The sequence below is a fragment of the Bradyrhizobium sp. ISRA464 genome, from assembly GCF_029910095.1.
Taxonomy (GTDB): domain Bacteria; phylum Pseudomonadota; class Alphaproteobacteria; order Rhizobiales; family Xanthobacteraceae; genus Bradyrhizobium.
In genome coordinates this window covers 2,522,290-2,537,807 of the sequence record NZ_CP094526.1, presented here as the reverse complement: position 1 = coordinate 2,537,807, position 15,518 = coordinate 2,522,290, and the positions used below count along the sequence as shown (strand labels likewise).

The following is a 15,518-nucleotide window of genomic DNA, read 5'->3' as shown; positions in this document are numbered from 1 at the left end:
CCTGCCATGTTCCGGCCGAAACCCACTGGGCGGGCGGCGTCCGGCAGGCTAAAGTTCCCACATGACGGTCACAGATATTGCAACCCGGACCTACAATCACGGCTGGCGGCTCGACCCGATCGTGCGCAGCCTGCTCGACACCGATTTCTATAAGCTGTTGATGCAGCGCATGATCCGGGAATGCTACCCGGACACGCACACGACCTTTTCGGTGATCAACCGCTCGACCCATATCAAGCTGGCCGAGGTCATCGACGAGGGCGAGCTCCGCGCCCAGCTCGACCATGCCCGCACCATCCGTTTCACCAAGAAGGAGCTGATCTGGCTCGCCGGTAACACGTTCTACGGCAAGACCCAGATGTTCTCGCCCGATTTCATCAACTGGCTCTCGACCTTCCGCCTGCCCGAATACGAGCTGAGGAAGGTCGACGGCCAGTATGAGCTGCATTTCCACGGGCCGTGGACCCACACCACGATGTGGGAAATCCCGGCGCTCGCGATCCTCAACGAGCTGCGCTCCCGCGCGGCGACCAAGGTCTACGGCCGCTTCGCGCTGGACGTGCTCTACGCCCGCGCCAAGGCCAAGCTGTGGGCCAAGGTCGAGCGGCTGCGCAAGCTGGAGGGCCTGCGCCTGTCCGATTTCGGCACCCGCCGCCGCCATGGTTTCCTGTGGCAGCGCTGGTGCGTCGAGGCGGTGAAGGAAGGCCTGGGTCCGTGCTTCACCGGCACCTCGAACGTCCTGCTCGCGATGGACAACGACCTCGAGGCGATCGGCACCAACGCGCATGAGCTGCCGATGGTCGCCGCCGCGCTCGCCAATTCCGACGAGGAGCTGCGCTGGGCGCCCTATCGCATTCTCGACCAGTGGCGTCACACCTACGGCGGCAACCTCCTGATCGCCCTGCCCGACGCGTTCGGCACCAAGTCGTTCCTGCGCGATGCGCCGGAATGGGTCGCCGACTGGACCGGCTTTCGTCCCGACAGCGCACCGGCGATCACGGCGGGCGAAGAGATCATCAAGTGGTGGAAGCAGAAGGGCCGCGATCCAAAGAAGAAGCTCTTGGTCTTCTCCGACGCGATGGATGTCGGCTCGATCGAGGAGACGTTCCATCACTTCAAGGGACGCGTCCGCATCAGCTTCGGCTGGGGCACCAACCTCACCAACGATTTCGTCGGCTGCGCGCCCGACGGCTCCGCCGAGCTCGACCCGATCTCGATCGTCTGCAAGGTGACGTCGGTCGACGGCCGGCCCGCCGTGAAACTCTCCGACAACCCGGAGAAGGCGACCGGCATCCCCTCCGAGGTCGAGCGCTATTTGCGCGTGTTCGGCAATGCCGGCCGCGTTCGCACCGCAGTTCACGTCTAAACCGGCACGCACATCACTTTCATCGACTGACCTGACGAGTTTCGCATGCCCGCACCCAAGCCGCCTGCCTTCGAAACCCTGAGCCTGCATGCCGGCCAGCGGCCTGATCCCGCGACCGGCTCGCGCGCGGTTCCGATCTATCAGACCACGTCCTACGTGTTCCAGGATGCGGACCACGCCGCCGCACTGTTCAACCTGGAGCGCGCCGGCCACATCTACACGCGCATCTCCAATCCGACGACCGCCGTGCTGGAGGAGCGCATCGCCGCGCTCGAATGCGGCGTCGGCGCGATCTGCACAGCGAGCGGGATGGCCGCGATGCATCTCGCGATCGCAACGCTGCTCAATGCCGGCGACCACATCGTCGCCTCCGCCTCGCTCTATGGCGGCACCATCAACCTGCTCGCGCATACGTTGCCGCGGTTCGGCATAACCACGACCTTCGTGAAGCCCCGCGCGCTGGACGAGTTCCGCGCCGCGATCAAGCCGAACACGCGGCTCGTCATCGGCGAAACCATCGGCAATCCCGGCCTCGAAGTGCTCGATATCCCGGCAGTGGCTAGAATCGCGCATGATGCGAAGATTCCGCTGCTGATCGACAACACTTTCGCGACGCCCTATCTCAGCCAGCCGATCGAGCTCGGCGCCGACATCACGATGAACTCGGCGACCAAATGGATGGGCGGCCACGGCATCGCGATCGGCGGCGTGATCGTCGATGGCGGCCGCTTCGACTGGCGCGCCTCCGGCAAGTTCCCGCAGCTCACCGAACCCTATACCGGCTATCACGGCATCGTCTTCGACGAGCAGTTCGGCAAGGCCGCCTTCATCATGCGCGCCCGCACCGAGGGCCTGCGCGACTTCGGCGCCTGCCTGTCGCCGACCAACGCCTTCCAGCTCCTGCAGGGCATCGAGACACTCGGCGTCCGCATGGACCGCCACATGAGCAACACCCATGCCGTGCTCGACGCCCTCGCCGCGAACAAGGCGGTCGACTGGGTGCTGCATCCGGCGCTGGAGACCCATCCGGATCATGCATTGGCCAAGAAGCTCCTGCCGCGCGGTGCCGGCTCGATCGTCAGCTTCGGCATCAAGGGCGGCCGCGCCGCCGGCAAGAAGTTCATCGAGTCGCTGAAGCTGATCAGCCATCTCGCCAATGTCGGCGACGCCAAGACGCTGGTGATCCACCCGGCCAGCACCACGCATCAGCAGATGGACGCCGAGCAGCTCAAGGCCGCCGGCGTCGGCGAGGAGCTGGTGCGGCTGTCGGTCGGCATCGAAACCGCTGAGGACATCATCGACGATCTCGGCCAGGCGCTGCGCGCCTCGCAAAGGACCTGAGCCATGCAGCTTTCCGTCAACGGGTCGGACACCTTCATCGCCACCGGCGGCAAGCCGTTCGATCCGTCGCTGCCCGCGGTGGTGATGATCCACGGCGCCGGCTTCGATTCCTCGACCTGGGCGCTGCACAGCCGCTGGTTTGCCCATCACGGCTTCTCCGTGCTGGCGCCCGACCTGCCCGGCCATGGCCGCTCGTCCGGCAAGCCGCTGCCGACCATCGCCGAGATGGCCGACTGGACCGCAGCGCTGATCACGGCGGCCGGCGCGGCGAAGGCCCGGCTGATCGGCCACTCCATGGGCTCGCTGATCGCGCTCGAGACCTCCGCGCGGCATCCCGACAAGGTCTCCGGGCTTGCGCTGATCGGCACCGCCGCGACCATGACCGTCGGCCCCGATCTGCTGAAAGCCGCCGAAGCCAACGACGCCACCGCGATCGACATGGTCTCGATCTGGGGCCTCGGCTTCAAGGCCGAACTCGGCGGCAGCCTCGCGCCGGGCCTCTGGATGCACCAGGGCGCGCAACGGGTGCTGCAGGAGACCAAGCCCGGCGTACTGTACAACGACCTCAACGCCTGCAACGCCTACCAGAACGCGCTCGCTGCCGCGGCCGCGGTCAAGGTGCCCGCGACCTTCATCCTCGGCGAGCGCGACATGATGACTCCGGCCAAGGCCGGCAAGACGCTCGCCGCGGCGACGCCGAACGCCCGCACCGTGGTGCTGCGAGGTGCCGGCCACATGATGATGATCGAGCAGCCCGACGAGCTGCTGGCGGCGCTGCGGTAGCGGAGCCGCGGGCTCCTCTTCCCTTCCTGTGTGGGAGAAGGTCGCGCGGACGCAAGTCCGCGCCGGACGAGACGTCTGCGTCCGCGGATACAGCCCCCTCAGCCGGCTCCGATGCTTTTGCATTCGAACTGCCCTTTGCCGCCACAACTGCTGGCGATGTTGGAGAACTTGCTTCGAAGGTGAGCGCCCCCAAAATATCGAAAAACAACCCCATGCAAAGTAGCAGGGCGGCCGCCGGCACTCGGACCAGCAACTTGACGTGTCGAGACTGGGCAAGAATGGCAACTAAGGGGCTGGGGCGGCTCGGAAAGCACTGACGACGAGCGACAGCGAGATTTTGGCGCGGAAGGGCCGCAAAGCAAGCCGAATGGCGCGCAGAGTGGCCGCAAGGAGGTTTGCGCCGGCAATGCGCGTCTTTTCTGCAAGGTACGCGACGAAGCGGTCGAAGCCGAGAATGCTGAGCACGCGGGTGAAGTTGTAGCAAAGCGCCATCAGGCTCCATTCGCCGCGGACCTTGTCGAAGCCGCGCACGAGAAAGTGCTGATAGCCGGCGCGGCATTTGAGTGTTCCGAAAGGGTGCTCGACGATGGCGGAACGGCGGCGCATCAATGTGGCAGCCTCGGCGCTTTGCATCCTCATGCGGTGACGTTCGAGAACGTCCTCGTGTTCCCAGCGCGCGATGCTCCGGTAAGGCGCCTTCGGGGCAAGACACCGCGCGCTCAGGGGACATGCTGCGCAGGCCGCCTTGCGCGCCAGGTAGCGGATCTCGATGCGGCCGCTCGTGTTCGTCCAGCGCCCTTCCGTCGGGCGCAGCAGCTCGCCGGCCGGGCAACGGTAGGCATCGGCGTTCGCATCGTAACTGAAGTCCTTGCGGCTGAGGCGGCCTTCCTTGAGCTTGCCATTGCCCTCGTGCAGCGGCACATAGGCAACAATGCCGTCATCCTCGCAGGCCTTCAGGTCCTCGCTGGTGGAATAGCCGGCATCGGCCGCCACCTGCAGAGTCTCGACGTCGAGGGCCTCTTTTGCCGCCTTTGCCATCTCATGAAGATGGCCCGCGTCGTTGCGGTTGACGACCTCGCTGGCAACGATGAGCGTGTGCTTGTCGTCAACGACGCTCTGCACGTTGTAACCCGCAATGGTCTGGTCGCCCTTGCTCAGAAGCCTTGCGTCGGGATCGGTCTTCGAGAGTTGCCCCTTGTCGCTTGTCTCCAGGTTCTTGAGGTCGGCTTGCGCGCGCTCGCGCCGGGCCATCAGCTCCTTCACCTTCTCGCCGACATCGCCGCTGCCCTTGCTGCCATCTCCCGGACCGGCACATCGCTTGGCTTCCTCGGCATCGTTGGCTTCAAGGGCCTTGCCATAAGCCTCGATCTCCTTGTCCAACGCGGCGATCTGTTTGGCCAGCTTCCCTTGCGTGAAGATGCTGCCCTTGCTGGCGTTACCATGGAATAGCGCCCCGTCGATCGCAACGAAGGTCCCACCGATCAGGCCGAGGTCGCGCAGGAGCAGCACGAAACTGCGGTTCGCGGCCTTGAGCGCCGCCCAGTTCTCCTTGCGGAAGTTGGCGATCGTCCGATAGCCCGGCTTCATGTTCTTCAACAGCCAGATCAGCTCCAGATTGCGGCAGGCCTCCCGCTCCAACCGCCGCGACGACCTGATCTGGTTGATGTAGCCGTAAAGGTAGAGCTTCAGCAGATCGGCCGGATCGTAGGGCGGCTGCCCCACTTCGTCCGCGGCACGATCCGCATGGCGGAAGCCGAGCTTTGAAAGGTCGAGCGCGCCAACGAAACTGTCGATCGCCCGCACCGGATTCTGCTGTCCGACATAGTCCTCAATCCGGGGAGGAAGAAGACTGGGTTGCTCCCGGCTGTCGCCGGCCTTGAACGTCCGATTCGCCATGCGCCGAATCGTACATCAACTCCAAAAAATGCCGAGTTCTTGCCCAGCCTCGACGAGACTGGGCAAGAATGGCAACTAAGGGGCTGGGGCGGCTCGGAAAGCACTGACGACGAGCGACAGCGAGATTTTGGCGCGGAAGGGCCGCAAAGCAAGCCGAATGGCGCGCAGAGTGGCCGCAAGGAGGTTTGCGCCGGCAATGCGCGTCTTTTCTGCAAGGTACGCGACGAAGCGGTCGAAGCCGAGAATGCTGAGCACGCGGGTGAAGTTGTAGCAAAGCGCCATCAGGCTCCATTCGCCGCGGACCTTGTCGAAGCCGCGCACGAGAAAGTGCTGATAGCCGGCGCGGCATTTGAGTGTTCCGAAAGGGTGCTCGACGATGGCGGAACGGCGGCGCATCAATGTGGCAGCCTCGGCGCTTTGCATCCTCATGCGGTGACGTTCGAGAACGTCCTCGTGTTCCCAGCGCGCGATGCTCCGGTAAGGCGCCTTCGGGGCAAGACACCGCGCGCTCAGGGGACATGCTGCGCAGGCCGCCTTGCGCGCCAGGTAGCGGATCTCGATGCGGCCGCTCGTGTTCGTCCAGCGCCCTTCCGTCGGGCGCAGCAGCTCGCCGGCCGGGCAACGGTAGGCATCGGCGTTCGCATCGTAACTGAAGTCCTTGCGGCTGAGGCGGCCTTCCTTGAGCTTGCCATTGCCCTCGTGCAGCGGCACATAGGCAACAATGCCGTCATCCTCGCAGGCCTTCAGGTCCTCGCTGGTGGAATAGCCGGCATCGGCCGCCACCTGCAGAGTCTCGACGTCGAGGGCCTCTTTTGCCGCCTTTGCCATCTCATGAAGATGGCCCGCGTCGTTGCGGTTGACGACCTCGCTGGCAACGATGAGCGTGTGCTTGTCGTCAACGACGCTCTGCACGTTGTAACCCGCAATGGTCTGGTCGCCCTTGCTCAGAAGCCTTGCGTCGGGATCGGTCTTCGAGAGTTGCCCCTTGTCGCTTGTCTCCAGGTTCTTGAGGTCGGCTTGCGCGCGCTCGCGCCGGGCCATCAGCTCCTTCACCTTCTCGCCGACATCGCCGCTGCCCTTGCTGCCATCTCCCGGACCGGCACATCGCTTGGCTTCCTCGGCATCGTTGGCTTCAAGGGCCTTGCCATAAGCCTCGATCTCCTTGTCCAACGCGGCGATCTGTTTGGCCAGCTTCCCTTGCGTGAAGATGCTGCCCTTGCTGGCGTTACCATGGAATAGCGCCCCGTCGATCGCAACGAAGGTCCCACCGATCAGGCCGAGGTCGCGCAGGAGCAGCACGAAACTGCGGTTCGCGGCCTTGAGCGCCGCCCAGTTCTCCTTGCGGAAGTTGGCGATCGTCCGATAGCCCGGCTTCATGTTCTTCAACAGCCAGATCAGCTCCAGATTGCGGCAGGCCTCCCGCTCCAACCGCCGCGACGACCTGATCTGGTTGATGTAGCCGTAAAGGTAGAGCTTCAGCAGATCGGCCGGATCGTAGGGCGGCTGCCCCACTTCGTCCGCGGCACGATCCGCATGGCGGAAGCCGAGCTTTGAAAGGTCGAGCGCGCCAACGAAACTGTCGATCGCCCGCACCGGATTCTGCTGTCCGACATAGTCCTCAATCCGGGGAGGAAGAAGACTGGGTTGCTCCCGGCTGTCGCCGGCCTTGAACGTCCGATTCGCCATGCGCCGAATCGTACATCAACTCCAAAAAATGCCGAGTTCTTGCCCAGCCTCGACGGGCAAATCAGCGATATCTTCTATTATTCCGAAATTCCACGCCCCGGCGCCTACGCGACGCGTACGCGTCCGTCGCGATTGCGGCCGAAAATTCTCATGCCATTGCAAGGGCGACTTGGCGGGTAAGCACTCGATCCGTACCAATGGCGGGTCGTGTTCAGGTGGTCCGGGTCCGGAGGACGTGGAGATAATCGACTATCACGAGCCAGGGCGTGTACTCATAAATCGAGGCGGCTCGGATCACGCGCGTTGGATGTCTGCTATGGCCTTGACAGGAGCGCGAAAGCGGACATTGCCGTAAGTCCGAGAGGGGCCATGATGCGACAAAGACGGCCCTGGCGCCATTTCAAGCATGCATCAAAATGTGATCCGGTAGCAGGCCTGCCTGATATCTGTCGTACATTGATCGATACGCGGCTTCTATGTGATTTGCGTAGGACTCAGTATCAAACAGAGGCGCTGTAGCTCGACCACTCGCAAGCTTAGCCCTGATGCTCGCCGGCCTATCAGGATTTGTGGCTAGTTGGACCGCAAGTGATTCGTACTCTTCCGACGTTCGAGTGATGAGTTCCGGTAAGCCGACTGCAATCAATAAGCTCGCAGCAACTCGGCCCGCAAATGTCTTTCCATGCTGGGTCAGCACGGGCAAACCAGCCCAAAGCGCATCACTCGCCGTTGTGTGCGCATTGTATGGCAGCGTATCTAGAAAGAGATCCGCAAGGCGGTGTCGCGCAAGATGTTCCGCGGGCTTCATACGGCTTGCGAATACCAATCTGGTCGGCTCTACCCCCCGTGCCTCCGCTTCCTTCCGAAGATTCTGCATGGCTGTTTGATTGTCGGCCAACAACCAGAGCACGCTTCCTTCCACGGCTTTCAGGATGCGCATCCAGCGCGCAAACGTTGCGGGCAAAATCTTGAAGCCGTTATTAAAGCAGCAAAAGACAAATTGCTCTTCAGGAAGACCAAAATCGCTCCTTGCAATAGCGCTGCTGGCAATTTGCCGCATGCGATCGTTCGGTTGATAGCTATTCGGAAGAACAATCAGCTTCTCCGAGTAAGCCGCGTGATCGGCCGCAGTCAGAATGCTTGCATCGCCGACGATGTAGTCAATGTAGGGAGCTGCCATGGTCCCGGGATAGCCCAAATAGTTCACCTGTATCGGGGCCGGACGATGTGCAAGAATGTTTGTGCGCGCGCCTTTGGTGAATCCATTCAGATCGACAAGTATGTCAATCTCCGCGTCCGCGATGATGCGCGCAACATCGGCGTCAGTACGATCTTCACACGATACAAAGTGATTGAATGCACTTACTATCCGAGCGCGCACCTTCGAGCTATCGTCCGGGCCGAGGGAATAGGCAAATAGCTCGAATCGTGTCTTGTCATGCGACTCGAATAGTTCTGAAATGAGGTGTGCGGTAGCATGTTCGCGGAAATCCGTTGAGACATAAGCTAGACGAATCTTTTCGTGGTGAAGGGGGCCGCCGCGCGCCATCGGCTTAGATGCGCTAGGGTGCCGTTTTGTCGTCCACGCTCGGGCGCAACTGAGATGGTCTTCCGGAGAGTCCGTGAGTGAGAGCAATGCGAACGGGCCGCAAACTGGCTTGCCCGACCGGATCGACGCCGTCAGCCGATTGAGGTCCACTTCTAAGGCGTTCCAATCGCAAAGACGCATTTTCGTATGGAGCCGCGCACCTTCGACGTCGCTCAAGTGGGGATTGATTGAAAACGCACCATCATAGGCGTGGAAGGCTTCGTCATACCGATTGAGGTCGTAAAAGCTGTTCCCTAGGCCAAACAAGGCTTCTGCTAGGCGAGGGTTTATCGATAGCGCCTTCTGGTAAGCAACAACGGCATCCAAGGAACGCTTCAGCATTACAAGCGTGTTGCCCAGATTTGTATAAGCCTCCGCGTAAGCACGGTTCAGCGATATCGCTTTATCGAAATCCCTTAACGCAGCGTGGTGCTCGCCAAGGTCGTTATATGTGGCTCCTCTGTTGTTCCAGGTCGCGGCAACGTTTGGATTGAGAGCGAGGGCCTTGGTGAACTTTTCCAGCGCTTGTCTGGGACTGTTCAGGTGCTTCAAGATAATTCCGTAGTTGTAAAACGAGACGTCGGAACTCGGATTTATCGACGTTGCCCTCTCGATGTACGGCTGCGCTTCAGCAAAGCGCCCGGTGGCCATCATAGTGACAGTTATCAGATTGAGAGCCGCAGCATTCGATGGATCGGCCTTAATGACGCGCTTGAATAAGCGCTCCGCCGTAGTCAAATCCTTGTTGTTGAAAGCGGCAAGCCCATCCCTAAGAACTTTAGCAGCATCGGCCATTAGACACGACCCATGGTAGAGTGCTCCGATGACTACCTACATGTGTGGGACCGAGCCGTCCAGCGTCGAGATGACGAAGGATCTCACAATGAAGTGGGTCATCAAGGTGCGTGAGGACGTTGTCCGCTAGACTGTATGTCCCCTCCACAAAATGAGGCGACTCACCTTCGATGTTGCGACGAGGGTTGCCTGGATGGACCGGGCAGAGCCTCAAACAAGGAGGGCGAGTCGTGGGTCATCATACCGAGGTCTTTGTCGGAATCGATACGTCAAAATCGCGCAATGCAATAGCCATTGCCGAAGGCGGCCGTGGCGGCGAGGTACGATATCTCGGGGAGTTTTCTGCCACGGAGGCAACGATCCGAAAGCTGGTGGCAAAGCTTGCAGCGAAATGCTGTCATCTGACATTTTGCTACGAAGCAGGGCCGACAGGATATGGCCTCTACAGACTGCTCAAGAGCCTCGGCCATGACTGCCTGGTGGTGGCTCCCTCGCTCGTTCCGAAGAAGGCCGGCGATCGAGTGAAGACGAACCGGCGCGATGCGGTAAGCCTCGCCAAGCTGTTGCGCGCGGGCGAGCTCACCGCGGTGTGGGTGCCGGACGAGCGCCATGAGGCTATGCGCGATCTCTCGCGCGCCCGTCAGGCAGTAAAGAAGGACCTCCAGGGCAAGCGTCAACAGATCTCGTCATTGATGCTGCGGCTGGGACGCATCTATCCGGGCAAGACAACGTGGGGACCAGCCCACATGAGATGGCTGATGTCGCAGAAGCTCGAGCATCGCGAGCAGCGCATCGCATTCGAAGAGTTACTTGAGGGGATACGCCAGGAAAGTGAGCGGATGGAGCGTTTGGAGGATGCCATCCGCGAGGTGGTGGCCGAGTGGTCGCTTGCCGAGGTTGTCGCGGCCCTGCAGGCGATGCGGGGGATTGATCTCATTGCGGCTGTGGGGGTGCTGGCCGAGATCGGTGATCTCTCCCGCTTTCAAAATCCGCGCGAGCTGATGGGCTATCTGGGTCTGGTGCCCACGGAAAACTCGACTGGTGACAAGGTCAAGCGAGGCGGCATCACCAAAGCCGGTAATGGGCGGGCGCGACGTATTCTTGTGGAGGCGGCCTGGAGCTATCGATATCCGCCGCGCGTGAGCCGAGACAAGCAGCCAAAGGTGGAGGCCGCACCGAGACGCGCGCGAGAGATTGCGTGGAAAGCGCAAACCAGATTGTGCGGACGCTTCCGCTCACTCGAGCGGAAGGGCAAGCGGCGAACCGTAATCGTCACGGCGATTGCCCGAGAGCTATCCGCCTTCATTTGGGCAATCAATCGCGAGCTCATGCCACCTCGACAGGCGTAACGTCGTTGGGGGCTGTGGACCGCTCGAGTCGTGAGGTGCGCTCGACCGGCCCACAGCCCCCTTTTGTTGCAATCAGGATCAGGGGTAGTCGCAGACATCAATCGTGCAGAGGTGAAGGTGGGACCACGGCAGGGGAAATCCTGAAACCCATTATGTGGCCGATCATCCGATCGACGCCCGACGCTAGACCAGGACAGCCCCAGACGAAAAAACGGAAATGCGGTATCCAACCCGCGCATCAGAGCCTGTTCACCGACGTCTTTGGGTCCCGCCTTCTCCTCTGCACGATCCATCGGCGCAAGAACTTCACGATGAGTCCTCGTGGAGATGAGAAAACCGTGCGCTGTGTGCTTGACTGGGGACATCAGAATGGAATGGTCCGGCCGTGCTCCGGCCCCGCCAGTGCGAGAAGCTGGCAAGGGGCGCTCAGGTCAAGGAGCACGCCATGTCTCGGAACCTCAACACAGCGGTCGCCGTGATCGGCATCGATATCGGCAAGAACTCGTTCCACCTCGTAGGTCATGATCACCGCGGTGCCATCGTGCTGCGGCAGAAGTGGTCACGCAGCCAGGTGGAAAGACGGCTCGCCAACTTCCCGCCCTGCTTGATCGGGATGGAGGCTTGCGTCGGCGCGCATCACCTCAGTCGCAAGCTCCAAATGCTCGGCCACGACGCTCGCTTGATGCCGGCGAAAGACGTGCGCCCGTATTCGAAAGGACAGAAGAATGACTTCCGAGATGCGGAAGCCATCGCCGAGGCTGTCCAACGCCCGACCATGAAATTCGTCGCAACCAAGACAGCCGATCAGCTCGACCTTCAGGCGCTGCACCGCGTCCGCGATCGATTGGTCAGTCAGCGTACCGGCGTCATCAATCAGATCCGTGCGTTTCTGCTGGAGCGGGGCATCGCCGTACGCCAAGGCCTGCATTCCCTGCGATCCGAGTTGCCGGGTATCCTCGCGACGCGCACCGATGTGCTCTCGCCTCGCATGTTACGCATCATCGAGGATCTGGCGGGCGACTGGCGCCGGCTGGATGCGCGTATCGAGGGGCTGTCTAGCGAGATCGAAACGCTGGCTCGTCAAGATAAGGCTTGCGAGCGACTGATGACAGTGCCCGGCATTGGACCGCTTATCTCGAGTGCAATGGTCGCCGCGATTGGCAGTGGAGACGTGTTCTCGAAAGGCCGCGACTTCGGCGCCTGGCTTGGACTGGTGCCGAAGCAGATATCGACCGGCGACCGCACGATCCTCGGCAAGATATCAAGGCGCGGCAATCGCTACCTACGCGCGCTGTTCGTCCAAGCCGCATGGGTAGTGCTGGTCAGGGTGAAGTGCTGGGAGCGCTACGGCCTCAAATCTTGGATCGAAGCTGCCAAGAAGCGATTGCATCACAACGTGCTGGCGATTGCGCTCGCCAACAAGCTCGCCCGGATCGCCTGGGCGGTTCTCAACAAAGGACGTGCCTTCGAGTGCGTCAAGGCTGAGGAGACGGCGTCCTGACCTGGCCGATCCTCGCGCCGTGCTCGGGGCCGTCAAGGCGCAGCCTGGCAGCGTAGAGCAAGACGTCAGGACAGCACGACGGCCGGCCTTGACGGCCCCTTGCGCGCGGCGCGTCTGCGCGCGCAGGCCGGGACGAAGGAACGACCGCCAGGCACGAACAAAGGAACAGCGCGAAGTGAGGAGCTATCGAGATGATGTAACCAACATCCCTTACCCGCCGAGGTCTGCGAGAGGATGCGACGACGATGGAAGATCGGTCTTCCCGGCGCATGCGAACACTGGTGACCCGAATGGCCCGTTCGAGGCCTGTCCGCTAATCAGCTCGAATGCGTGCTGATATCCATGATGGCCCGGAGCACAGCACGCTCCAATCAGAGGCCGGATACATTGATGCAAGACCGCATCTGACAGGTTGCCGAAACCTCTTGCAACGCGCGGCCGGACCATACATATGGGTCATTCTCGACTGAGCCAGCCGGTTCTGCCCGCCATTCGATGTCCGCTCTGACCTAAAAGCGACCCAGTTGTTGCACGCCCGCGAAACGATGCGAAGGGCCAACAGCCGAACTACGCGGCCGCCCCGATCTTCCTTGTGCCGCCGACTTGCACTCTTGGTTGCGCGAAGCCGCCGCTGAGGGAAAGCAGCGACGGCTAATTCTCGTTGCGGGCTCACTTTAGCTTGTACGTGCCGGTTTGATGATTGCAGTCCTGAAACGTTCCGTCTTTCACGACCGGAAACGGACCCAAGGGATGGATTGTGCCGGTTACCATCATGCCCTCGTATTTGCCGGTGCCTGCAACAGTTTCTCGGGTGAGACTTCCATCACTCGCGAACGAAAATCTTGACAAGCGTTTATCGCCGTCCACATCCACGCTCTCGCATACGGCGCCCCCCGTGAACTTCCCGTCAAGCGAGGCATTCATCCCCACGCAGCGGAAGCTATTCTTATCAAACATGCCACCGGGAGGATTGCTGAGGATGCTACCCGTCATTTCGTAACTAGACGCGGTGTGGGTTTTGGAGAAAGTGATCGTGTTGTTAACGCCCGACCAGCACGCGGTGTAGTCGTAGCTGCCCTCCTTTGGCAACTCGGTCGCGAATGCAGAAGGTGTAGCGGAAATGGCGATCAGCAAGGCTATTGCATGGCTTCGCATGGCATTCCCCTCCTGAAAACATTCTCGAAAGTATCTGTCCCTCTTGAGCGAGACGCTGAAATAGTACCACAACAATCAGGGGTTCCCCGCAAGATTGGTCGCCTGAAGCGACAAGCCGGTTACATTGCCGCCCGGATTGGCTTCTATGACCGCTCTGGGTCACGAGCGTCGCCCTCTGCAACACTCAGCTGTCCGTGAACTTCCGCTATGCCCCGTTTGCGACCGAGGTCCTGTGGCGGCGCAACACGTCGCGAAGGGCCAACAGGCGACATTCCCGGCTTGGCCTGATATGAAAGAGGCCGCCAACTGAGGCGGCCACGGGGAATTAAATGACAGACGCACCGTTCGATGTAGGCGACCGAGTAAAGAAGCGATCAGGCTACGAATATCCGGGTTTCATCGTTTCTGTTTTTACGAATCGGGCGGGCGCAGTCCGCTATGTCGTTGAAGCGGATCATCCTGCCTTCTCGGGCATGTTGCACATTTTCAATGGCGATCAGCTAGAGCCCCGCTGAACTGAAACAGGCCAGCACCAACGATTCGTTCGCAATGGGAATGGGCACCATTGCTGTTCGCGCGATGTCCACACGCTTGATCTGAATCAAATTCGGCCACTTCGCTTTTCAAATCAGGCCACTGGGGGTCGAAACAGGCCAGCACCCTACCGCCCATAGGAACAGATCAGGAAAGACGAACATTTCCAGACCTATCGTTACGGTATCGTCTCTGGTCAGATGTCCGTTCGGGGTCATTCTCGACCGAGTCTGTGGGCCTCGCCTTCCATTTGATGTCTGCTTTACCCCAAAGGCAACCGGTGCCGGGCGAGGCCCCTCGGGTTCAACGGGCGGGGCGATGCCCCAGTGGCGATTGATCTACTGGAAATAAATTCAGACAGCATCTGGACCGGAGGTCGCGATGAACGTGCGCGGTGGAAGCTGCCTGCTGGTATTCGCCGTGCTGATTGTGCTGGCCGCCATAGGGGCTGGCCGCAGCGGTCTTCTGATATCGGCCGGCCCAAGCACGCCAAACAGGCGCGCCCATCATCGGCTCAAGCCCGACTAAAGCCGTCCACCGCCAGCGTGATCTTGTGCGCGGTATGGTCAATGGTGATGCAGTTTATCTTTGTCAGCGCGCCGCTGGTCCTGAAGAACAGTTTGTGGTGGAGCTTTAGCTCGGCGTCGATTTCGTAGTGCCCTTTGATAAGCGTGCCGTCGAGGTTGGTCTGGCCCACTTCATCGCCGGCTTCGTTCACGATTGTTCGGATCAATTCGCCTTTGATGGGTTTCATCTCCGCCTCCTACAACGTTGTGCCGGTCCCGGCGTTCGAACCAGACGTACCCAAACACGATACGATCGGCAGGCGCATCAAGCTCTATGTGCAGGAGAACTTCGCGGAGGCTTAGAGCCTGACGGCCTGCACCGCTCCGGACTCGCCTGACATGGCGCGCTGCGGACTACCGAACCGGTCTATCGTGATCCATTCGCGGTCAAATGTCGGCTCATACAGAGCGAAGCCGTCAGGACTGGACGTGACGACCAGCGTCTCCGGATCGAGCTTCTGCAGCTCATCTATCAGGTCTTTGACTTTCATGGCCTTGCTCGTTGCATGCGCCGCGGTGCCGGCGCGTTCGAGAACGTTGGCCATTATAGCCTCGCAGTCCTGCGCTGTCAGGACAGTGCCCCAGTCGCGCAGCTCCCGCTGGAGCGCAGCGGCCATGATGCTGGATGGCGTCCTCCAGCCGCCACCCGAAGTCGGTTAAGGGTCACGACCGGCAAAGCTCAGGACGAGCACAAGATTTCCGCTTCGCCTCCAAGACCCGACATTTTGCACGTTTATGAGTATACGCCCTAGCCTAGTCGGTCCACACAGATCGCGTAGCCAAAAGCGCTTACGAGCACGACCACGCAGGCGGTCGGAAAATAATTTCCACGCGGCTGCTAGCGGCACGCGTCAGACGGCGAAGGCGCAGTTTAGCGGACGATGCCGCGACGCCGAACGCCCGTTTTGTCGTGCTGCCGGTACCGGTCGCATGATGATGATCGAGCAGTCCGACGAGT

Annotated in this window: 13 protein-coding genes; 7 read left to right on the top strand and 6 right to left on the bottom strand. The window is 61.1% G+C overall.

Annotated features, from left to right (window positions below; translation table 11 throughout):
- Positions 1 to 61 precede the first annotated feature (61 nt).
- The 3 genes from pncB to MTX19_RS11830 are packed head-to-tail and all read left to right on the top strand — an operon-like array spanning position 62 to position 3,490.
- On the top strand, positions 62 to 1,366 hold the full coding sequence (gene pncB, locus MTX19_RS11840; protein WP_280983744.1) for a nicotinate phosphoribosyltransferase: 1,305 nt from the start codon (positions 62 to 64) through the stop codon (positions 1,364 to 1,366).
- 45 nt (positions 1,367 to 1,411) lie between these two features.
- Entirely contained in the window at positions 1,412 to 2,707 is a 1,296-nt protein-coding gene (locus tag MTX19_RS11835) for an O-acetylhomoserine aminocarboxypropyltransferase (protein ID WP_280983743.1), read from the top strand.
- A gap of 3 nt (positions 2,708 to 2,710) precedes the next feature.
- Positions 2,711 to 3,490: an alpha/beta hydrolase gene (locus MTX19_RS11830; protein ID WP_280983742.1), complete on the top strand. Its 780-nt coding sequence runs from the start codon at positions 2,711 to 2,713 to the stop codon at positions 3,488 to 3,490.
- A gap of 285 nt (positions 3,491 to 3,775) precedes the next feature.
- On the opposite strand, the gene MTX19_RS11825 is transcribed toward MTX19_RS11830, so the two are convergent.
- From MTX19_RS11825 to MTX19_RS11815, 3 genes are all read right to left on the bottom strand, one after another.
- Entirely contained in the window at positions 3,776 to 5,386 is a 1,611-nt protein-coding gene (locus tag MTX19_RS11825) for an IS1182 family transposase (protein ID WP_280978673.1), read from the bottom strand.
- Between the two features lie 75 nt (positions 5,387 to 5,461).
- Positions 5,462 to 7,072, bottom strand: a complete 1,611-nt coding sequence (locus MTX19_RS11820; protein WP_280978673.1) for an IS1182 family transposase — start codon at positions 7,070 to 7,072, stop codon at positions 5,462 to 5,464.
- A gap of 400 nt (positions 7,073 to 7,472) precedes the next feature.
- Positions 7,473 to 9,455: a tetratricopeptide repeat protein gene (locus MTX19_RS11815; protein ID WP_280983741.1), complete on the bottom strand. Its 1,983-nt coding sequence runs from the start codon at positions 9,453 to 9,455 to the stop codon at positions 7,473 to 7,475.
- A gap of 230 nt (positions 9,456 to 9,685) precedes the next feature.
- Between MTX19_RS11815 and MTX19_RS11810 the strand changes: the two genes are divergently transcribed.
- Together MTX19_RS11810 and MTX19_RS11805 are read left to right on the top strand one after the other, a co-directional pair.
- Positions 9,686 to 10,804 (top strand): IS110 family transposase, encoded by a 1,119-nt coding sequence (locus MTX19_RS11810; protein ID WP_280979077.1) that lies wholly within the window; start codon positions 9,686 to 9,688, stop codon positions 10,802 to 10,804.
- A gap of 445 nt (positions 10,805 to 11,249) precedes the next feature.
- Entirely contained in the window at positions 11,250 to 12,305 is a 1,056-nt protein-coding gene (locus MTX19_RS11805; protein WP_280979078.1) for an IS110 family transposase, read from the top strand.
- 669 nt (positions 12,306 to 12,974) lie between these two features.
- On the opposite strand, the gene MTX19_RS11800 is transcribed toward MTX19_RS11805, so the two are convergent.
- Positions 12,975 to 13,460, bottom strand: a complete 486-nt coding sequence (locus tag MTX19_RS11800; RefSeq protein ID WP_280983739.1) for a hypothetical protein — start codon at positions 13,458 to 13,460, stop codon at positions 12,975 to 12,977.
- Between the two features lie 329 nt (positions 13,461 to 13,789).
- Here MTX19_RS11800 and MTX19_RS11795 point away from each other — a divergent pair, with 329 nt between their 5' ends.
- Positions 13,790 to 13,975 (top strand): hypothetical protein, encoded by a 186-nt coding sequence (locus tag MTX19_RS11795; protein ID WP_280983738.1) that lies wholly within the window; start codon positions 13,790 to 13,792, stop codon positions 13,973 to 13,975.
- A 533-nt stretch (positions 13,976 to 14,508) separates the two neighbouring features.
- On the opposite strand, the gene MTX19_RS11790 is transcribed toward MTX19_RS11795, so the two are convergent.
- Positions 14,509 to 14,748, bottom strand: coding sequence for a hypothetical protein (locus tag MTX19_RS11790; protein WP_280983737.1), 240 nt, complete (start codon positions 14,746 to 14,748; stop codon positions 14,509 to 14,511).
- Here MTX19_RS11790 and MTX19_RS11785 point away from each other — a divergent pair.
- Entirely contained in the window at positions 14,738 to 14,863 is a 126-nt protein-coding gene (locus tag MTX19_RS11785) for a hypothetical protein (protein WP_280983736.1), read from the top strand. The genes MTX19_RS11790 and MTX19_RS11785 overlap by 11 nt on opposite strands.
- Here MTX19_RS11785 and MTX19_RS11780 read toward each other — a convergent pair.
- Positions 14,860 to 15,105, bottom strand: a complete 246-nt coding sequence (locus tag MTX19_RS11780; RefSeq protein ID WP_280983735.1) for a hypothetical protein — start codon at positions 15,103 to 15,105, stop codon at positions 14,860 to 14,862. The two genes, MTX19_RS11785 and MTX19_RS11780, sit on opposite strands and share 4 nt — an antisense overlap.
- Positions 15,106 to 15,518: the final 413 nt, after the last annotated feature.